Annotated in this window: 18 protein-coding genes; 15 read left to right on the top strand and 3 right to left on the bottom strand. The window is 71.1% G+C overall.

Annotation, left to right across the window (positions count from 1 at the left end):
- Positions 1 to 3 precede the first annotated feature (3 nt).
- Positions 4 to 273, top strand: a complete 270-nt coding sequence (locus NI17_RS12860; RefSeq protein WP_068689010.1) for a DUF397 domain-containing protein — start codon at positions 4 to 6, stop codon at positions 271 to 273.
- Positions 274 to 497: 224 nt separating this feature from the next.
- Here the strand turns inward: NI17_RS12860 and NI17_RS12855 are convergent, their stop codons facing one another.
- Together NI17_RS12855 and NI17_RS12850 are read right to left on the bottom strand one after the other, a co-directional pair.
- On the bottom strand, positions 498 to 695 hold the full coding sequence (locus NI17_RS12855) for a DUF397 domain-containing protein (RefSeq protein WP_068689011.1): 198 nt from the start codon (positions 693 to 695) through the stop codon (positions 498 to 500).
- 18 nt (positions 696 to 713) lie between these two features.
- The gene (locus NI17_RS12850) at positions 714 to 1,259 is read right to left on the bottom strand and encodes a DUF6879 family protein (RefSeq protein WP_119267824.1); all 546 of its coding nucleotides are present in this window, start codon (positions 1,257 to 1,259) and stop codon (positions 714 to 716) included.
- Positions 1,260 to 1,362: 103 nt separating this feature from the next.
- Between NI17_RS12850 and NI17_RS12845 the strand changes: the two genes are divergently transcribed.
- Positions 1,363 to 2,220, top strand: coding sequence for a helix-turn-helix domain-containing protein (locus NI17_RS12845; RefSeq protein ID WP_084012457.1), 858 nt, complete (start codon positions 1,363 to 1,365; stop codon positions 2,218 to 2,220).
- A 51-nt stretch (positions 2,221 to 2,271) separates the two neighbouring features.
- Here the strand turns inward: NI17_RS12845 and fxlM are convergent, their stop codons facing one another.
- The gene (gene fxlM / locus NI17_RS12840) at positions 2,272 to 3,561 is read right to left on the bottom strand and encodes a methyltransferase, FxLD system (protein ID WP_068689012.1); all 1,290 of its coding nucleotides are present in this window, start codon (positions 3,559 to 3,561) and stop codon (positions 2,272 to 2,274) included.
- Between the two features lie 494 nt (positions 3,562 to 4,055).
- Between fxlM and NI17_RS12835 the strand changes: the two genes are divergently transcribed.
- From NI17_RS12835 to pheT, 13 genes are all read left to right on the top strand, one after another.
- The gene (locus NI17_RS12835; RefSeq protein WP_199859954.1) at positions 4,056 to 4,871 is read left to right on the top strand and encodes a hypothetical protein; all 816 of its coding nucleotides are present in this window, start codon (positions 4,056 to 4,058) and stop codon (positions 4,869 to 4,871) included.
- Between the two features lie 24 nt (positions 4,872 to 4,895).
- A complete protein-coding gene (locus tag NI17_RS12830; RefSeq protein ID WP_119267823.1) occupies positions 4,896 to 5,564 on the top strand; it encodes a YdcF family protein in 669 nt (222 codons plus the stop codon).
- 457 nt (positions 5,565 to 6,021) lie between these two features.
- Positions 6,022 to 8,694, top strand: a complete 2,673-nt coding sequence (gene alaS, locus NI17_RS12825; protein ID WP_068689015.1) for an alanine--tRNA ligase — start codon at positions 6,022 to 6,024, stop codon at positions 8,692 to 8,694.
- Between the two features lie 85 nt (positions 8,695 to 8,779).
- On the top strand, positions 8,780 to 9,259 hold the full coding sequence (gene ruvX, locus NI17_RS12820; RefSeq protein ID WP_068689016.1) for a Holliday junction resolvase RuvX: 480 nt from the start codon (positions 8,780 to 8,782) through the stop codon (positions 9,257 to 9,259).
- Entirely contained in the window at positions 9,256 to 11,145 is a 1,890-nt protein-coding gene (gene mltG, locus NI17_RS12815; protein ID WP_068689017.1) for an endolytic transglycosylase MltG, read from the top strand. Before ruvX ends, mltG begins: the two co-directional genes overlap by 4 nt.
- A 73-nt stretch (positions 11,146 to 11,218) precedes the next feature.
- Positions 11,219 to 12,067: a shikimate dehydrogenase gene (locus NI17_RS12810; protein WP_119267947.1), complete on the top strand. Its 849-nt coding sequence runs from the start codon at positions 11,219 to 11,221 to the stop codon at positions 12,065 to 12,067.
- A 309-nt stretch (positions 12,068 to 12,376) separates the two neighbouring features.
- The gene (gene infC, locus NI17_RS12805; protein ID WP_084012458.1) at positions 12,377 to 12,994 is read left to right on the top strand and encodes a translation initiation factor IF-3; all 618 of its coding nucleotides are present in this window, start codon (positions 12,377 to 12,379) and stop codon (positions 12,992 to 12,994) included.
- Positions 12,995 to 13,147: 153 nt separating this feature from the next.
- Positions 13,148 to 13,339, top strand: coding sequence for a 50S ribosomal protein L35 (rpmI, locus tag NI17_RS12800; protein ID WP_068689021.1), 192 nt, complete (start codon positions 13,148 to 13,150; stop codon positions 13,337 to 13,339).
- 201 nt (positions 13,340 to 13,540) lie between these two features.
- The gene (gene rplT, locus NI17_RS12795) at positions 13,541 to 13,918 is read left to right on the top strand and encodes a 50S ribosomal protein L20 (protein WP_068689024.1); all 378 of its coding nucleotides are present in this window, start codon (positions 13,541 to 13,543) and stop codon (positions 13,916 to 13,918) included.
- 18 nt (positions 13,919 to 13,936) lie between these two features.
- On the top strand, positions 13,937 to 14,761 hold the full coding sequence (locus NI17_RS12790) for a TrmH family RNA methyltransferase (protein WP_068689026.1): 825 nt from the start codon (positions 13,937 to 13,939) through the stop codon (positions 14,759 to 14,761).
- Between the two features lie 410 nt (positions 14,762 to 15,171).
- Positions 15,172 to 16,263, top strand: a complete 1,092-nt coding sequence (locus NI17_RS12785; protein WP_068689028.1) for a sensor histidine kinase — start codon at positions 15,172 to 15,174, stop codon at positions 16,261 to 16,263.
- A gap of 121 nt (positions 16,264 to 16,384) precedes the next feature.
- The gene (pheS, locus tag NI17_RS12780; protein ID WP_068689030.1) at positions 16,385 to 17,503 is read left to right on the top strand and encodes a phenylalanine--tRNA ligase subunit alpha; all 1,119 of its coding nucleotides are present in this window, start codon (positions 16,385 to 16,387) and stop codon (positions 17,501 to 17,503) included.
- Positions 17,503 to 19,998 (top strand): phenylalanine--tRNA ligase subunit beta, encoded by a 2,496-nt coding sequence (gene pheT, locus NI17_RS12775; RefSeq protein WP_068689032.1) that lies wholly within the window; start codon positions 17,503 to 17,505, stop codon positions 19,996 to 19,998. The genes pheS and pheT overlap by 1 nt, the downstream gene beginning before the upstream one ends.
- Positions 19,999 to 20,039 lie beyond the last annotated feature (41 nt).

The raw sequence follows: 20,039 nt of genomic DNA, 5'->3' as shown, positions 1-20,039 counted from the left end.
GCCATGAACCAGGACCAGGGGACGCAGTCGCCGGTCGGCTGGCACACCAGTACCTACAGCTTGAACACTGACGGCAACTGCGTCGAAGTCGGCTGGCACATCAGCAGCCACAGTCCAAGCGGTGGAGGAAGCTGCGTCGAAGCCGGTCCCCTCTTCGCCACCCCCACCCGGGTCGCGGTCCGCGACTCTACGCAGCGCGGCCTCGGGTTCCTCTCCTTCCCCGCCGCCGAGTGGCACGCCTTCCTGCGCGCGGCCACCAGAGGTGAGCTGTAGGGCGTTCGGGGTTCTGGTCTGCCTCGGCCGGGAGGCCCGGTAGCCTCTTCGCCTGCTTCCTGGCCCTTGGGAGGGGTTGGCGACCGCGCCCGTGCTTTGGGACGGGGAGTTTGCAGTCCCTCCGGGGCCATGCGCCTACGTGGAGGCTGCCGAGCCTCCCAGACAAAGCGGGCATGTAACCCAGTTCGCCCGTGAGAGGCCAGCGGCCTCCCACGGGCGGTCGGTCAGAGTTTGTTGAGTCCTGCGGTGAAGGCGGTCCACTCCTTGGGGGAGAAGCAGAGGACGGTCTGGCGGGGGTGTACGGAGTCGCGCAGGCCGATGGTGTCGGGGGTGTGGTGGGTGATGGCGGCTTCGACGCAGCCGAAGTCGCCGCTGCGGTCGGACTTGCGGAAGTCGGCGTCGGTGAACGGGTGGTCGGTCATGGGCGCTCCAGGGGTTGGTCAGCGTTCGGCTGACAGGCCAACGGTTTTGAGGTAGTCGTCCAGAGGGATCGCGGCGGTCTGGGCGGTGCGCCGCCAGTCGGCGTGCTGGGCGGCGCGGGCCGGGTCGGCGAACTCGACGCCGAGGAACTCGCCGTCGTCGTCGTAGTGGAGCAGTGCCGAGCGTTCGTCGTCGAACAGCCAGTAGTCCTCCCCGTCGGGCAGGCCCAGCGAGTCGGCGGTTGCCCTGCTGAGGATGCGCACGTCCTCTCCGGCGTCCACACTGGAGGGGTAGGCGCAGGTGAGTTCGAATCTCAGGTAGTCGGTCAGTTCGTCGGGGACGATGTGGACGCGGCCGATGCCGCGTCCGCTGGTTCGGATGTCGCGGACCAGTCGCTGCCAGGGGCGCCGCCAATCCAGGTCCTGGGGAAGGCCCGCCAGGAAGCGGCGGTAGGGTTCGCGTTCGTTGTCGGCCACATAGGCGTCGAGGGTTTCCAGGCGGAACACCGAGGTGTGGAACCAGGACAGGAAGCGGGCGGCGAACTCGGAGGGGGGAATGATGCTCATGGCGCTCCTTGCGGTCCGCGACGTGGCCGTGGTCTCTGCGGGGTGGGATGCTTCCCTCGAACGCTTCTTATTAGAATAGAAGGAGACTAGAGAAGGAAGGCTTTTGTCCGAGTCACCCCGGCAGCACGCGGCCCGCGCCGAACTGGCGCGGCTGCTGCGCTCCCTCCGGTTGGACAGCGGCCGGTCGGGGGAGCAGTTGGCCGCCGCGCTGGGCTGGTCGCAGTCGAAGATCTCCAAGATCGAGCGGGGCCGCACCCGTCCGTCCCGCGGCGACGCCGAGTCCTGGGCGCGCACGTGCGGCGCGGATACGGCCGCACTGTCCCGGGTGGCGGAGTTGGCCGAGGCCGCGCTGGTGGAGGCCCGGCACTGGCGGGCCTCCCACCGGGGCGGCCTGGCGCGTCGGCAGCGCGAGGTCGCCGCGATCGAGGAGCGCGCCACCCTCCTCCGCTCCTTCCAACCCACCCTGGTGCCGGGACTGCTGCAGACGGCCGCCTACGCGCGCCAGGTGCTCACGCTCGCCGACGTCTCGGGGCGCGGGGACGTCGCGGCGGCGGTGGCCGAACGGCTGCGGCGCCAGGAGGCGCTCTACCGGGAGCGGACCGACTTCGCGTTCACACTCACCGAGGCGGCGCTGTGGTGGCACGCCGAGGACCGCTCCGTGCTGCTGCCTCAGATCGACCGGTTGCTGTCGGTGGCGACCCTGCCCAACGTCACCGTCCGGGTCCTGCCGCTCACCACCCCCTCCGGCGCGGTGCCCTCCCACGGCTTCCTGCTGTACGAGGAGGACGAGGAGCCCCGCGTCATCGTCGAGACCCACACCCGCGAACTCGTCCTGACCGACCCCGACGAGGTCGCTGCCTACCGCACCCTCCACGGACGCTTCACCGAACGCGCCCTGCCCGTGGAGGACACCCGCGACTTCCTGCTCGCGCTGCGACAGCGGATCGGCGGCGGAGACTGAACGACGCCGTCTCACCCTCCGGACACAGACAAGTCCCTTTCTAGTCTCCTTCTAGTCTGATTTACTGTCCGTGGCAGCACGAGCAAACGGGAGGCACGCTTGGACACCTGGGAGTTGGTCAAACCCCGGACCGGGGCACAAGGGGCGGTCTGGCGCTCCGGAGACAGAACCCTGTTCAAACGGACCGGCGGTGCCGACGGGGAGGCGATCATCGGGGGTGGTGGCGGGAGACAGGGTGATGCGGGGTCCGGGGCCGTGGCGGTGGTCGCGGTCCCAGTCGCCGATCAGCCGGGCCAGGTGTTCGGCGGTTGCGCGGGCGTGGGGGCCGTGGCCGACCGCGCCGAACTCCCACCGGTCCGCGCGGTCGGGGCAGCGGCGCAGGGTCCGGTAGGCGAAACCGGTGCCCTCGGGGCTGATCAGGGCCGGGGTGCCCAGGCGAGAGATCGGGCTGACGAGTCTGGCCCTGATCGCGCCGCGCTCGGCGGTCAACTGCGCCCACCGGTCGGCGGTCGAGGCCAGGTACAGGTCCTGGGAGTCGGTGGGCTCTTCCGCGCCCACCAGCACGTCCGGCCAGACAGTGACCGGCTCGCAGGCCAAGGCTTCACGCAGGGCCTTCTCATCCACCTCGGGGCCGTCCTCCAGACGCAGCGCGACCTGGCGGCCGTCCTCGTCGTGGAGACAGGGCATGGCTTCCCAGTGCTCGTCCCTGCCCTGCATGCGCACGAACCCGCACATGTCCACCGCCACCGCCTCCCAGCACCCCCTTTCGGGAGCGTGGCGCAGGGTCAGGCAGCGGGTCAGGCCCCGAATCCGCATGGGCACCACCAGGCGACCGCCTTCGGTGAGCTGCTCCTCCCAGGCGGGCGGCAGGTCCCAGGCTCCTGCGGTCACGAGAATCCGGTCGAAAGGCGCCCGGGCGGCGAACCCGTGGGCGCCGTCGCCGACCGCCAGGTGCACGTCGTCAACGCCGATGCTCTTCAGGCACCGCTCGGCGCGGGCGATGACATCAGGGTCGATGTCGATGGAGGTCACCTGGCCGTTCTCACCGACCAGACGGCGGATCAGGGCGGCGTTGTAGCCACCCGAGCCGATCTCCAGCACCCGATGCCCGGGGCGCGGGTCGGCACGTTCCAGCATGGTGGCGACGATGGTGGGTGCCGACACCGAACTGAGCGCCACCCCCCGCTCGTCGTCGCGCCTGGTCACCACCGCCTGGTGCGGGTCGTAGGCCTCGGCCAGCGGCAGTCCGGGCAGGAACGCCTCGCGGGGGACGGCACGCAGGGCCTCTTCAACCTTCTGCGGCAGCGGCTGTACGCCGAGCCGGACACGCTCGGCCGCCATGGCATCAACCATGGCCGTCCGTGCTGACTCGGAAGAGAGTGGAGAAATCGAGGACATCGTGCTCTTTCTGCCGTGGGCGGTCCGCCATGGAAAAGGAACGGTCCAAGTCTGACCGTGTCTGCACAGCAGAGGAATGACCGACCGTCGCACTTCCGTAGCCCCGCGAAGGCGTATCTGCTTTGCTTGAGACTCGGGAAGGAGAAGGGGTTGGGAGGAGAACGCCCGTGGTGGCTGTGCACCGCTGGACCGGGAGGGAAGCCCGTGCCCTGCGCTTGGCGTTACGGATGAGCGTGCGCGGATTCGCCGAACACCTGGGCGTCGGTGCGCGAACGGTCTCCAAATAGGAGAAGCTCCTGGCTTCCACCAAGCCCCGCCCCGACACCCAGGCCATCCTGGACACCGCACTCGCCCGCGCCGACTCCGCGGCGCGCCTGCGCTTTGCAGCGAACCTCTCCACGGCCGCTGCCTCTGCGGCAACGGATCAACGGGAACCTGTGAGTGAATTGCTGCCAGTGGATGACGAATCCTGGGCCGACGACTTGGACCGCGCTGTCGCGGCGCTCTCCCAACAGAACTTCGTCTTCGCCGAGAACCTCCTGGACCGGTGGCTGAGCCGTTTCAGTCCACTGGAGTTGGACGACAAAGGACGGTACCTGTTCGCCCGGTCCACCGCCCTAATCGGTGATCTCCAACGCGACCGGGGAATCCTGTTCGGCTCTGCTGCGGCTCAACAGGCCTACATCAGCGCCTGTTCAATGTTCCGGAAACTCGACACTCCTCGCCGTGTGGCCCAGATGGAACTTTCGATGACCGTGATCACCGAAATGTCCGGTCGACTGGAGACCGCGGCCCGAAGCTACGAGCGGCTGGCTGGCGACGGCCGACTGTCCCGCCGTGATCGTGCACGCGCTCTGCTGTGGGTGGGAACCGCACTGAGCAAGCACGGTGAGTACGACCATGCCACCCGTGTCATGTCCACCGCCATCCGTGAGTTCGAGGAGTTGTCGGAACCTGACGACTGGTCGGTGGCACACCAGAAGCTCGCCTTGGCCCACCGGGGTGCGGGAGACCTGGACCGTGCCCTGCGCTGCATCGACATCGCCCACCGCACCACCACGACCCCGGCGCCGATGCAGTGGGTACGTCTGACCACCGCCCAGGGACATGTCCTGGTGTCTGACCCGGCGACCCGGGACGACGGGCTGCGCAGCCTTGACCTTGCAGCCAAGGTGGCCGCACGCTACCGGCTCAATCACCAACTCGACAGCATCGCCCGTATCCGGGCTGCGATCCCGACCGTCCACCGCTGAAGACACCATCCGAGGAGACTCTCCATGCCGGGCACCCGGTTGACGATCACCGACGAGCACTACCGCCTGGCCGAGCGGGTCTGGAACTACCACCAGATGAACCATGACCTGCGGCCGGTGGACGCGGCGGTCGTGCTGGGCTGCCACGACCTGGGCGTGGCCACGTGCGCGGCAAAGCTGTACCACGCCGGGTTCTTTCCCCGCATGGTGTTCACCGGCGGCAACAGCCCCTCCACCGCTCAGGTGTTTCCCCGCGGCGAGGCCGTGCACTACCGCGAACACGCCCTGGCCCTGGGCGTGCCCGACGAGGCCATCCTGGTGGAGCCTGATGCGGCCAATACCGGGCAGAACATCGCCTTCTCCCGGCAGGTGCTGGCCGAGGCGGGCCTCCACCCGGCCACGGTGATGCTGGTGACCATGCCCTACATGCAGCGGCGCGGCTACGCCACCACCCGCAGGGTCTGGCCCGAGGTGGAGGCGGTGTGCGCCTCCGAACCGGTGGCCTTCCGCGACTACCTGGCGGGCATCGGCGACGACCGGCTCGTCATCGACACCATGGTCGGCGACCTGCAACGGATCATCGAATACCCCGGCCGCGGCTTCGCCGTCGCACAGCACGTACCCGACGACGTCCACACCGCCTACCAGGCGCTCATCGAGGCCGGATTCACCAGCCGCCTCATCGGAGCCTGACCCCGTCCCGCCTTTTACGGCACGCGGTGCAGCCGTGGTCCCTTCATGCCGCGAGAGCGACCCTGGGGTCAGGACCGGTCGCCGGGCGTGCCCGGGGGCAAGATCACGAGCGGGTCACCGCCACTAGGATTCTGGGCTGTCGCGACACGCCCGGGCGTTCCGGCGTGTCCGGTGGCCTCCGGGTGCTCCGAGCAGCAACGGGTAGCCTGGGAGACAGGCGATGCGCGACCGATCTCCCCGAATATCGGGAGATGTCGCCGAGGTCGCGGCACCGACCGAAATTAGTAGAGTGTCCCCGGTGCCGGAGCTGCGACGGCGGCGTGGAATGGGACACTTCCACGTGCCGTTCGCTCTACTATGGGCGCCTGATATCCGCATCACGCGCCGAGTCCCGGCCGGGACACCTCAGTCCGTCCGTACCGGTCGACTGGAGTCTCATTCACCAGGAGGGCATCACATGGAGACGGCAGAGATCGCTCGCCGCTTCCTCGCATTCTTCGAGAAGAACGGACACACCGTGGTGCCCTCGGCAAGTCTCGTCGCTGAGGACCCCACCCTGCTGCTGGTCAACGCCGGCATGGTGCCGTTCAAGCCGTACTTCCTCGGCCAGCGTACGCCGCCCTACCCGCGCGCCACCAGCGCCCAGAAGTGCGTGCGCACCATTGACATCGACGAGGTCGGCAAGACCGCCCGGCACGCCTCCTTCTTCCAGATGCTGGGCAACTTCTCCTTCGGCGACTACTTCAAGGACCAGGCCATTCCGTTCGCCTGGGAACTGCTCACCGGTTCGGTCGCCGACGGAGGATTCGGCTTCGACCCCGAACGGCTGTGGGTCACCGTCTACCACGACGACGACGAGGCCGAGACGATCTGGCGGGAGAAGGTGGGCGTGCCCGCCGAGCGCATCCAGCGCCGCGGCAAGGCCGACAACTTCTGGTCCATGGGCGTGCCCGGCCCGTGCGGCCCGTGCTCGGAGATCTACTTCGACCGCGGCCCCGCCTACGGCGCCGAGGGCGGCCCCGTCGCCGACGAGAACCGCTACCTCGAAGTGTGGAACCTCGTGTTCATGCAGTTCGAGCGCGGAGAGGGCTCCGGCAAGGAGGACTACCCCATCCTGGGCGAACTGCCCAGCAAGAACATCGACACCGGCATGGGCCTGGAGCGCATGGCCGCCGTCCTGCAGGGCGTCGACAACATCTACGAGACCGACACCCTCGGCCGCATCCTCCGGCGCGCCGCGGAGCTGACCGGCGTCACCTACGGCGCCGACGAGCGCTCCGACGTGAGCCTGCGGGTCGTCGCCGACCACGTGCGCACCGCCACCATGCTGGTCGCCGACGGGGTCAAGCCCGGCAACGAGAAGCGCGGCTACGTGCTGCGCCGCATCCTGCGCCGCTCCATCCGCAACCTGCGCCTGCTCTCCGGCGACGAGTCGTTCCACATGCACGACCTCACCGGCGTGGCCATCGACGCGATGGGCGACCAGTACCCCGAACTGCGCGCCGACGCCGACACGATCCACAGCATCATCGACGCCGAGGAGCGGAACTTCGCCAACACGCTGCGCGCGGGCACTACGCTGTTCAACCGCGCGGTCGAGCGCACCAGGCAAAGCGGCGGCACCGAGTTCTCCGGCACCGACGCCTTCCAGTTGCACGACACCTACGGCTTCCCCATCGACCTGACCCTGGAGATGGCCTCCGAGCAGGGCCTCAGGGTCGACGAGGACACCTTCCAGCGGCTCATGCAGCGCCAGCGCGAGGCCGCCAAGCGCGACGCCAAGGCCAAGAAGCTCGGCAACGCCGACGTCAGCACCTACGCCCGGCTGCTGGAGACCGGAGGCCCCACCGACTTCCTCGGCTACACCGACACCGAGGGCGAGGCCCGGGTGCTCGGCATCATCGTGGGCGGCGAGGCCACCCACGCCGCACGCAGGGGCGACCAGGTGGAGCTCGTCCTCGACCGCACCCCGTTCTACGCCGAGAGCGGCGGCCAGCTCGCCGACAGGGGCACCGTCGCCGTCGACGGCCGCGGCGTCGTCGACATCGAGGACGTGCAGAAGCCCATCAAGGGCCTGTTCGTGCACCGCGGCACCGTGCGCGACGGCGAGATCGCCGTCGACGACACCGTGCACGCCGCCATCGACACCGGTCGGCGCGCCTCGGTGTCCCGGTCGCACTCGGCCACCCACCTCATCCACTCCGCGCTGCGCAACGCGCTCGGCCCCTCCGCGGGCCAGGCGGGTTCGGAGAACCAGCCGGGGCGGCTGCGCTTCGACTTCACCGCCGACAAGCCGCTCGACGCGGCCGAGATCGCCCACGTCGAGGAGGAGGTCAACTCGGTCCTGGCCCGAAACATCGAGGTCCAGTACCTGGAGACCACCATCGACAAGGCGCTGCAGATGGGCGCGCTGGCCATGTTCGGCGAGAAGTACGGCGACCGCGTGCGCGTGGTGGACATGAGCGACTACTCCCGCGAACTGTGCGGCGGCACCCACGTCGGCGCCACCGGGCAGCTCGGCCTGGTCAAGGTGCTGGGGGAGTCCTCGGTCGGCTCCGGGGTGCGCCGCGTCGAGGCGCTGGTCGGACTCGACGCGCTGCGCCGGGTCTCCACCGAGTCCGCGCTCGTGGGCCAGCTCTCCGAACAGCTCAAGGCGCCGCGCGAGGAGCTGCCGCAGCGCATCGACTCCGTGGTCTCCCGGCTGCGCGCCGCCGAGAAGGAGATCGAGCGGCTGCGCGCCGCCCAGGTCCTCCAGGCGGCCGAGGGGCTGGCCGCGAACGCCCGCGAGCACGGCGCCACCCGCGTCGTCACCCACCGGGTCGCCGACGGCACCGCCGCCGACGACATGCGCAGGCTCGCGCTGGACGTGCGCGGACGGCTCGGCGAGCACGCCCCCGCGGTCGTGGTGGTCGCCGGCGTCCCCGGCGACCGTCCCGTCGTGGTGGTGGCGGCCAACAAGGAGGCCCAGGCCAACGGGCTCAAGGCGGGAGAACTGGTGGGCGTGGCGGCCCGGACGCTCGGCGGCGGCGGAGGCGGCAGGCCCGACATCGCCCAGGGCGGCGGAAGCGACGCCACCGCGGTCGAGGCGGCGCTGCGCGCCGTGGAGCAGAGAGTGGCGGAGGAGTCGTGAGCGGAGGGCGGCGACCGCCGTCCCGACCTCTGGCGGCGGCGGGAACGACGGACGCCGGAGTCCGTCCGGACCCGGGAGACCCCCGTTGAGGACGGGCGTGCGACTCGCGGTGGACCCCGGTACAGCCCGTATCGGGGTGGCCCGCAGCGACCCCAGCGGCACCCTGGCCACCCCGGTGGAGACGGTCCGCCGGGGTCCGGGGGACCTCGACCGGATCGCCGCCCTCGTACTTGAGCACGAAGCTCGGGAAGTCATCGTCGGCTACCCGGCGTCGCTGTCCGGAGCCGAGGGGCGCGCGGCCCGCACCGCGCGCTCCTTCGCCCGGACACTGGCGCGCAGACTCGCGCCCGTCCCGGTGCGGCTGGTCGACGAACGGCTGACCACGGTCACCGCGCAGCAGCAGCTGCAGACGGGCGCCGCCTACGGCAGACGCGGCGCCCAGGGCGGAAGGGCCCGCCGGTCGGTCATCGACCAGGCCGCGGCCACCGTCCTGTTGCAGAACGCCCTCGACATCGAGCGGCGTACCCATCTGCCTCCCGGTGAACTCGTCGAGGGGACGCCATGAACGGCAACGACCGGTATGACGACTACCCGCGCCGATCCCGTCGGCCCGACCAGCTGGCCGATCCCTGGCCGCCCCACCGGGAGGCCGACGCCCCGCGCACCGGATCGTCGGCCGTCGGCCACGGCGGGCGCGGCTACCGCGACGAGTACGGCGGTGGCCGCCGTCGGCGCGCGGACACGCCGTCGGCGGACAGCGCCGCGTGGCGGCGCACCTCCGTGTCCGACGCGGGCGTGGACGGAGCGGCGGAGACCGAACGCCCCCGCGGCCGCCGCAGACGGCCCGGACCCGCCGACACCGGCCCCTTCACCCTTCCCACCGCGGAGACCGAGGCGCTGCGTGAGCGGCCCCGCGGACGGCGCCGCAAACCCGAAAGCGAGGACGAGTCGTTCGCCTCGTACCGGGACCCGGAGCGGACGGCGCCCGACACGGGAGCGGAGACGGTCGAGCGGGGCACGGGCCGCCGCCGCGCCGCCGACACCGACGAGGAGCGGTTCGACGGTCCGGACGCCTCCCGTTCCCGGCGCTCCCACCGGACCGAGCCGGAGCCGTGGGAGGACGAGCAGCCGGCGCGCTCGCGCCGGTCGCGCGTTCCCGACCCCGACGACGAGGACACGCCCCGAAGAGGGCGTCGGGCCCGCACCCCCGAGCCCGACGAGGAGGAATCCCCCAGAAGAGGGCGCAGGCAGCGCCGCACCCCCGAACCCGGCGACGAGGACGCCGGCTCGTTCGCACTGCCCTTCGACGACACCGGCGACGCCGACGAGGACCCCCCGCGGCGCTCCCGCGGCGGCCGACGCGGCACCAGAGGGTCGGGCGGCAGAAGGACCACCAGGCGCAAGCGCAAGCGGAGCAAGGCCGCGCTCATGAGCGCCCTGCTGGTCCTGGTCCTGTTCGTGGGCTCGGCCGGCGTCGGCGGCTACCTGCTGCTGCGCGCCTACGTCATTCCCCCGGACTACTCCGGTGAGGGGACCGGAGAGGTCAGCGTCGTCATCGAGGAGGGCGACAGCGGAACCGCCATCGCCGAGAAGCTCCACGAGGCCGGGGTGATCGCGAGCGTGCGCGCGTTCACCAACGAGATCCGCTTCTCCGAGGCCAACTTCGTTCCCGGCACCTACCAGCTCCGGGAGCAGATGAGCGCCGAGGCGGCCATCAACCTGCTGCTCGACCCGGACAGCCGCGTCGCCTTCTACGTGACGATCCGCGAGGGGCTGCGCGCCGGCCAGATCCTGGAGGAGCTCGCCGCGCAGACCGACATCCCCCTGGAGGAGTTCCAGGCGGCCTACGAGGACCACGAGGCCCTCGGCCTGCCCGAGTACGCCACCCAGGGCCCGGAGGGCTACCTCTTCCCCGAGACCTACGAGTTCGACCTCACCGCCTCGGCGGCCGACATCCTCCGTCAGATGGTGGCCCAGTACCGGCAGGTCGCCACCCAGATCGATCTGGAGAGTCGCGCGGAGGAGGCGGGGTTCGACCCGAACGAGATCATGGCGATCGCGGCGATCGTGCAGGCCGAGTCCGGGACGGTGGAGGACATGGGCAAGGTCTCCAGGGTCGTGTACAACCGGCTGGAGATCGACATGTACCTCAAGATGGACAGCACCTGCTTCTACGCCCTCGGCGAGTACGGCATCGCGATCAACGGCGACCAGCAGGACCGGTGCAGGAACGACGAGAGCGGATACGACACGTACTTCCACGAGGGGCTGCCGATCGGCCCCATCGTCAGCCCCGGAAGGCACGCCATCGAGGCGGCCCTCGCCCCGGAGGAGGGGCCGTGGCTGTACTTCGTGACCACCGACCCCGAGAACGGCGTCACCGAGTTCACCGACAGCGAGGCCGAGTTCTGGGACCTGGTCGAGAAGTTCAACCAGGGACAGGCCGACTGAGCGGACACGGGCCCGTCTCCCCGGGCCCGCGGACGTCGGGGGACACGGGCCCGACCACGACAAGGAGGACTCCGTGAGACGTGCGGCCGTGCTCGGCTCACCGATCGCCCACTCCCTCTCGCCGGTGCTGCACACGGCGGGCTACACCGCGCTCGGCATCGCCGACCGGTGGCACTACGGCCGCCACGAGTGCGCCGAGGAGGGACTGGCCGCGTTCCTCGACGGGTGCGACGACTCCTGGGCGGGACTGTCGCTGACCATGCCGCTGAAGCGGGTCGCTCTGTCGCTGGCGGACGAGGTGGAGGAGACGGCCGTCGCGGTCGGCGGGGCCAACACCATCGTCTTCGACCGGGGGCGGCGGCACGCCTACAACACCGACGTGGCCGGGATCACCGAGGCGCTGCGCGAGGCGGGCCTGCACCGGGTGCGCACCGCGACGATCCTGGGCGCCGGGGCGACCGCCGCGTCCGCGCTCGCGGCCGTGCGGCGGCTCGGGGCCACCGAACCCGGCGCGGTGACGGTGCTGGCCCGGGACCTCGCCCGCACCGGGGGACTCGCCGAGGCGGCCGAACGCCTGTCGGCCAAGGTGGCCCTGGCGCCACTGGCCGACATCGAGGAGCACCTGGGGGTGGACCTGGTGGTCTCCACGGTCCCCGCGGGGGCGGCCGACCGGTGGGCGCCCGCCGTGGCGGCCTCGGGGACGGCGGTCTTCGACGTCGTCTACGCGCCGTGGCCCACCGCGCTGGGGGCGGCGGCCGCCGCGGCCGGAGCGGTGGTGGTGGGCGGCTTCCCCATGCTGCTGCACCAGGCCGCCGTCCAGTTGACCCTGATGACCGGCCGGGCCGCCCCGGTCGAGGCGATGCGCGCCGCGGGCGAGGCCGAGTTGGCGCGGCGCGCCTCCGGGAATAACCTGGAACCGTGAGTGTTGCCACTCATGGGGAATCCGATGACATGCCCGGGACGGCTCTGTCTTCCCCGGAGGCCCGGTTTTCCTGGTAGAGTGAGTAGCGACCTGATCCGGTGCATCCGTGCGCCGGACACGCAAGCGGAGGACGAACCTCCCACCTGTAGCGCCCACGGGCACTGCGGGTCCCGGTAGAACCGTTGAGGGGAAGCCCGGTGGCGTCCCGCTCGTACGGTGGTTCACCCCGCTTGCACCAGCTGGCGGGGTTTTCGCTGTTCCGGCGCATAGCCACTCTGGAGACCCCCGCACCGAACGAGAACCCAACGAATTTTAGGGAGGGGTCCCATCAGCGCTGAGCCCCGCATCAACGACCGTATCCGGGTGCCCGAGGTCCGCCTCGTCGGCCCAAACGGGGAACAGGTGGGAATAGTTCCTGTGGGTGACGCCCTGCGGCTCGCCCAGGAAGCCGACCTCGACCTCGTGGAGGTCGCGCCGACCGCTCGCCCGCCGGTCGCCAAGCTGATGGACTACGGAAAGTTCAAGTACGAGTCCGCAGTCAAGGCCCGTGAGGCGCGCAAGAACCAGACGAACACGATCATCAAGGAGATCAAGCTCCGCCCGAAGATCGACCAGCACGACTACGAGACCAAGAAGGGTCACGTCGAGCGGTTCCTCCGGGGCGGCGACAAGGTCAAGGTGACGATCATGTTCCGCGGTCGGGAGCAGTCCCGGCCGGAGCTGGGATTCCGCCTCCTGCGGCGGCTGGCTGAAGACGTCCAGGAACTGGGTCAGGTCGAATCCCAGGCCAAGCAGGACGGCCGCAACATGGTCATGGTGATCGGCCCGCACAAGCGCCGCGCCGAACACAAGGCCGAGGCGCGTGCCGCGGCTCAGGCCGCCAAAACCCGCGACGGGCGCGGACAGCGGCCCGACGCGTCGGCCTGACAGGGCCGAGAAAGCACCCGCCTGACGTATCGAAGCGAGCGCGGTCGCGCGACCCGCCCGGGTCGCGCACCCCGCTCTCTTCATGCGCGGCGGAAGTGTCCACGCCGTCCGTGCGACGGCGGCACACCGACTGAGTAAAGGAGCGACGGCGGCATGCCGAAGAACAAATCCCACAGTGGGGCCAGCAAGCGTTTCCGCGTCACCGGCACCGGCAAGATCATGCGTCGCCGCACCAACAAGAACCACCTTCTGGAGCACAAGCCGAGCAAGCGCACCCGGCGCCTCAGCACCGACGTGCAGCTGTCCTCGGCCGACGCCAGGAAGATCAAGAAGCTGCTCGGCTAGCAGACCCGGGCGGTGGAGGGCTCCGGGCCGGTGAGCGGCCGCACGCCCGGAACGATCCACCGGACGGGTCCCGGGCCGCGCCGCCCCTGGGAAGCGGCCGTGCGGAGGCCACCGCACCGGTCCGAAAACTCTCGCCAAAACTTCCTGGCGGTCATCGTCGGGCACACGCCCGGCACGTAAGTCTCAATCGAGGAGTCACAAGTGGCACGCGTGAAGCGGTCTCTCAACGCAAAGAAGAAGCGCCGGGTCGTTCTCGAACGCGCCAGCGGCTACCGTGGCCAGCGGTCACGCCTCTACCGCAAGGCCAAGGAGCAGATGCTCCACTCGATGACGTACGCCTACCGCGACCGCAAGGACCGCAAGGGCCAGTTCCGTCGTCTGTGGATCCAGCGCATCAACGCGGCCTCCCGTGCCAACGGTCTGACCTACAACCGTTTCATGCAGGGCCTCAAGGCCGCGGGCATCGAGGTGGACCGCCGCATGCTCGCCGAGCTGGCGGTCAACGACACCGCCACCTTCGCGGCGCTGGTCGAGACCGCCAAGAAGGCCATCCCCGCGACCACCAGGTCCGCGGCCTGAGCGACGGTGTGATCGACTATGGCGAGCCACGAGTTCACGAGTGTTCGGTCCCCCAGGATCAAGGGGGCTCGTCGGCTCGCCAAACGCGCCTTCCGCCAGCGTGAACGGCGCTTCCTCGCGGAGGGGCCGCAGGCCGTGCGCGAGGCGCTCGCCCTGCCGGAGGTCGTGCGGGAGCTCTACGCCACCGCCGAGGCGATGCAGCGGCACGGGTCCCTGGTCCGCTCCGCCGAACACGCGGGAATCCCGGTCCACCGGGTCACCCTGGACGTGATGGGCGAGCTGGCGCAGACGGTCACCCCGCAGGGACTCCTCGCGGTCTGCTCCTTCGTCGACGTCCCCCTGTCCGCGGTGGAACGGGCCCGGCTCGTCGTCGTCCTGTCCCACGTCCGCGATCCCGGCAACGCGGGCACCGTCCTGCGCACCGCGGACGCCGCCGGAGCCGACGCGGTCGTCTTCACCGACGCCTCGGTCGACCCGTACAACGGCAAGTGCGTGCGCGCTTCGGCGGGAAGCCTCTTCCACCTCCCGGTCGTGGTGGGAGTGCGGATCGACGAGGTCACCCGGTTCCTGCGCCGGGCCGGCACCGTCATCCTGGCCGCCGACGGCAGGGGGGAGCGCAGTCTGGACGACGTCACCGACTCCGGGGAACTCGTGGGCCCGGTGGCGTGGGTCTTCGGCAACGAGGCGTGGGGACTGCCGGAGGAGACCATCGCCCTCACCGACGGGGCGGTCAGCGTTCCCATCTACGGCAGCGCCGAAAGCCTCAACCTCGCCACCGCCGCCGCGGTCTGCCTCTACGCCACGGCCAGGGAGCAGCGCCGGGCCTCGGTCCTTCCCACCTGACCGAGCAGAAGAGGCGACTTCCCCCTCCCCTGTCCCGTTATGCGTCATACGCGTCGCGACCACAGATACGGGTAACGTCCGGCCGCGACCGCTGATCCCCTGTTGAGAGGGCACCGCCGTCACGGGCCGCCGCCGTCGGCGCCCCTCCGACCGGCGCCACGGGATTGTTGTCGGCTTGCCCGCTCACCTACGGTTGCCGCTACGCTCGTCATCCTGGAGCCTCGCGGTCCTTCGCGCGGAAGTCCGCTGCGTTCTTCCGCGGGTCGAGACGGAGACAGCGTGCGCGTAGCCGTTGCGACCAGCGGGTAACGATCTTTCCGGGAGCGGGTGTCCGGCCGGAACCGCCCGGACGCTGGATGGTGCACAACATGGGCTGTGCCGTCCCGAAAGGGCGGCATGAATGTTCGCATATGGCTTGGGAGGCGGTCGTGGGTGGCGACCAGTCGGCAGTCGGTGGCCACGGGCGTGATGCCCTGTTGTCGGCCGAGGACCTTCCCGATGGGGTGCTGGTCGCCGACCACCGGGGCAGGGTGGTCGCGTTCAACCGGATGGCCGCCCGCCTGAGCGGAGTCCCCGCGGACAGCGCCCTCGGCCGCGACTTCCGCGACGTGCTCCCGCTCCACGATCCCGAGGGACGCGACTGGTGGAAGTGCACCGACCCCTACGGGGGGCTGCGCACCAGGGTCCGCCAACCCGAACGGCTGGTGCGGCTGGCCGACGGACGCGAGGTCATGATGGCCGCCCGCTACGTGCGCCGGGAACCGTGCGGTGACGTGGTCCGCCTGGTGGTGACCCTGCGCGAGGCCGCCGGCCGGGCCTGCTCGGAACGCTCCAGCGCCGATCTGGTCTCCACGGTCGCCCACGAGTTGCGGTCCCCGCTGACCAGCGTCAAGGGGTTCACCGCGACGATGCTGGCCAAGTGGCACCGGCTCACCGACACGCAGAAGATCTTCATGCTGGAGACCGTCAACGCCGACGCGGACCGGGTCACCAGGCTCATCACCGAACTGCTCGACGTGTCCCGGATCCAGTCCGGCCGTCTCGAGGTGCACCGGCAGCTCGTCGACCTGGGAGAGCGGGCCCGCCGGATCATCGCCGGGCGGGTCGCCGGAGGCGACCCGGAGGACCGCTTCCGGTTGGACGTGCGCGGCCCGCTGCCCGAGATGTGGCTGGACGTCGACAAGATCGACCAGATCATCTCCAACCTGGTGGAAAACGGATTGCGGCACGGCGCTGGTACTGTCACGGTAGTGATCGAGCCGTACGAGGGAGGAGCAGCCGTGTCGGTGCGCGACGAGGGCGAGGGCATCAGGCCCGAGGCCGTTCCGCGCGTGTTCCGCCAGTTCTGGCGCGGCAAGCGCCGCGGGGGCACCGGCCTGGGGCTGTTCATCGTCAAGGGCCTGATCGAGGCCCACGGTGGCACGATCACGGTCGGTCGCGCGCCCAGTGGTGGCGCCGAGTTCCGATTTATCGTGCCCGCCGGCACTCCCGAGTTCGTCTGACGGACTCGACGGCGGCGGGCTTCGCGAGGACTTCCCAGTCGGCTTGTGCCCACCCGCCGTCGGGCGGTGGGCCGTGACAGTCCGTCCCGCGGACCACGCGGGGACGGTGAGGCAACCCCATATGTCTGCACCCAACAACTCCTACGACCCCGTCGAGGTGAACGTTCTCCACCCGGACGAGGTCGCACGCATGCGCAACGAGGCGCTCGACGCCATCGCCGGGGCCGCCACCCTGGAGGAGCTCAAGGAGGTCCGGCTCGCGCACGCCGGCGACCGCTCCCCGCTGGCGCTGGCCAACCGGGAGATCGGCGCGCTGCCGCCCGCGGCGAGGGCCGACGCGGGCAAGCGCGTGGGCGGCGCCCGCCGCGAGGTCGGCGAGGCGCTCAAGGCGCGCCAGGCCCAACTGGAGGACGAGCGCGACGCCCGCGTGCTCGTCGAGGAGGCCGTCGACGTCACCCTGCCCTACGACCGGGTCGCGCGCGGGGCGCGGCACCCGCTGACCACCATCGCCGAGCGGATGGCCGACATCTTCGTCGGAATGGGCTTCGAGATCGCCGAGGGCCCGGAGGTCGAAGCCGAGTGGTACAACTTCGACGCCCTCAACTTCCTGCCCGACCACCCGGCCCGCACCATGCAGGACACCTTCTTCGTCGCCGGACCCGACGGCGACGACTCCGGCATGGTGCTGCGCACGCACACCTCGCCGGTCCAGGTGCGCGCGATGCTGGACCGCGAGCCTCCCGTCTACGTGGTCGCGCCCGGACGCACCTTCCGCACCGACGAACTGGACGCCACGCACAGCCCGGTCTTCCACCAGTTGGAGGGGCTGGTCGTGGACGAGGGGATCACGCTGGCGCACCTGCGCGGCGCGATCCAGGTGTTCGTCGAGCGGATGTTCGGCGAGGGGCTGCGCACCCGCATGCGCCCGTCGTACTTCCCGTTCACCGAGCCGTCCGCCGAGGTGGACATGGAGTGCTTCGTGTGCCGGGGCGCGTCCGTGGGCAACCCCGACGCCCCCTGCCGCACCTGCTCCTCGGAGGGGTGGATCGAGATCGGCGGCTGCGGCGTGGTCAACCCGCGGGTGCTCGCGGCCGCCGGGGTCGACACCGAACGCTACAGCGGCTGGGCCTTCGGAGTGGGCATCGAGCGGACGCTGATGTTCGCCCACGGGGTCAAGGACATGCACGACATGGTCGAGGGTGACGTCCGGTTCACCGCGGCCTTCGGGATGGAGATGTGATGCGGGTTCCCGTTTCCTGGCTGCGCGAGTACGTCGAACTGCCCGCCGAGGCCACGCCGCGCGCCCTGGCCGAGAAGCTGATCGGCCTGGGACTGGAGGTCGAGACCGTCGAGGAGGTGGGCGCCGACATCACCGGCCCGATCGCCGTGGGCCGGGTGCTGACCATCGAGGAGCTCACCGGTTTCAAGAAGCCCATCCGGTTCTGCACCGTGGACGTCGGCGACGCCAACGGCACGGGCGAGCCGCAGGGCATCGTGTGCGGCGCCCGCAACTTCGCCGAGGGCGACCTCGTCGTGGTGTCGCTGCCCGGCGCGGTGCTGCCCGGCGGCTTCGCGATCTCCGCGCGCAAGACCTACGGCAGGGTCTCGGCGGGCATGATCTGCTCGGCGAGCGAACTGGGGCTGTGGGAGGACCACTCGGGCATCATCGTGCTGCCCGAGGGCTCCGCCGAGCCCGGCGCGGACGCCTACGACCTGCTGGGGCTGCGCGACGCCGTCCTGGACATCGCGGTGACGCCCGACCGCGGCTACGCGCTGTCGATGCGCGGCGTGGCCCGCGAGGCCGCGGCCGCCTACGGGATCGCCTTCGCCGACCCCGCCGACGTTCCCCTGCCGGAGGCGACCGGGGGCGGATACCCGGCGACCGTCGCCGACCCGGCGATCTGCTCCCGCTACGTACTGCGCGGAGTCACCGGGTTCGACCCGGCCGCGCCGAGCCCGATGTGGATGCGCCGCCGACTGCACCTGGCGGGGGTGCGCTCCATCTCGCTGGCGGTCGACGTCACCAACTACGTGATGCTGGAGCTGGGGCAGCCGCTGCACGCCTGGGACCGCGCCACCCTGCGCGGCCCGATCGAGGTCCGGCTGGCCCGGCAGGGTGAGAAGCTGGAGACCCTCGACCACGTGGTGCGCGCCCTGGACCCCGACGACATCCTGATCACCGACGAGTCGGGGCCGATCAACATCGCGGGCGTCATGGGCGGTCTGAACACCGAGATCAACGAGGCCTCCACCGACATCCTGATCGAGGCGGCGCACTTCGCGGACACGCACATCGCGCGCACCTCGCGCCGCCACCAGCTGTCGTCGGAGTCCTCCCGCCGCTTCGAGCGCGGCGTCGACTCCGCGGTCCAGTTGGCCGCGGCGACCCGCGCGGTGCACCTGCTCGCCGAGCTGGGCGGCGCGACCGTCGAGGACGGCCTCACCCACATCGACCTGACGGCTCCCCGCGAGCCCGTCGTGGTCCGGGCGGGCCACGCGGGCCGGGTCGCGGGGGTGGACTACCCGGTCGAGACCGAGATCGCCCGGCTCCGCCTGGTGGGCTGCGAGGTCGTCCAGGACGGCGACACGCTGTCGGTCACCCCCCCGACCTGGCGCCCCGACCTCACCGACCCCAACGACCTGGCCGAGGAGGTCATCCGCAACGAGGGCTACGAGAACATTCCGGCGATCCCGCCGCAGGCCCCGGCCGGGCGTGGCCTGACCCGCGGCCAGCGGCTGCGCCGCGCCGTGGGGCGGACGCTCGCCGACCTCGGGTTCTTCGAGGTGCTCAACTACCCCTTCGTCGGGGTGCGCGACCTCGACGGCCTCCAGCTGGACGCCGACGACGCCCGCCGCGACGCGCTGCGGCTGGCCAACCCGCTCAACGACGACGAGCCGCTGCTGCGCACCACCCTGCTGCCGGGGCTGCTCAAGACCCTGGTCCGCAACGTGGGACGCGGGTTCGGCGACGTCGCGCTGTTCGAGACGGGGCTGGTCTACCGCCCCAGGCCCGGCTCCCCGGGCAGGGCGCCGATCCTGGCGGTCGACCGGGGGCCCACCACCGAGGAGCGCGCCGCGCTGGAGGCGGCGCTTCCCGAGCAGCCGCGCCGGATCGGCGCGGTGCTGGCCGGGCAGCGGCAGCGGTCCGGATGGTGGGGCGAGGGACAGGCCGCCACCTGGGCCGACGCGATCCAGGCCGCGCGCGAGGCGGCGGGTGTGGCCGGGGTGGAGCTCGTGGTCCGCGCCGCCCGGTACGCGCCCTGGCACCCGGGTCGCTGCGCGGCGCTGTACGTGGCGGACGCCGACGGCGAGACGCTCGTGGGGCACGCCGGTGAGCTGCACCCCCGCGTGATCAAGGCCTACGGGCTGCCGCCGCGGGTCGCGGCGATGGAGATCGACTGGGACCGCGTCGAGGCGGCGGCCTCGGTCGCGACCGCCCCGAACGTCTCCACCTACCCGGTGGCCACCCAGGACGTCGCGCTCGTGGTGGACGAGTCGGTGCCCGCGGCCGACGTGGAGGCCGCGCTGCGCCAGGGCGCCGGAGAGCTGCTGGAGAGCGTCCGCCTGTTCGACGTCTACACCGGGGCGCAGATCGGCGAGGGACGCAAGTCGCTGGCCTACTCGCTGCGGCTGCGCGCCGACGACCGCACACTGACCGCGGAGGAGGCCACCCGGGTCAGGGACGCGGCGGTGGCGGTGGCCGCCGAACGCACGGGCGCGGTGCTGCGCGGCTAGCGCGGTCCCGGAACCGTCCACGGTGGGGACCGCCGCACGGC

It is taken from the genome of Thermobifida halotolerans (assembly GCF_003574835.2).
Lineage (GTDB): Bacteria > Actinomycetota > Actinomycetes > Streptosporangiales > Streptosporangiaceae > Thermobifida > Thermobifida halotolerans.
Note: the sequence above shows the minus strand (reverse complement) of the source record. Positions and strands in the feature narration are given on the sequence as shown.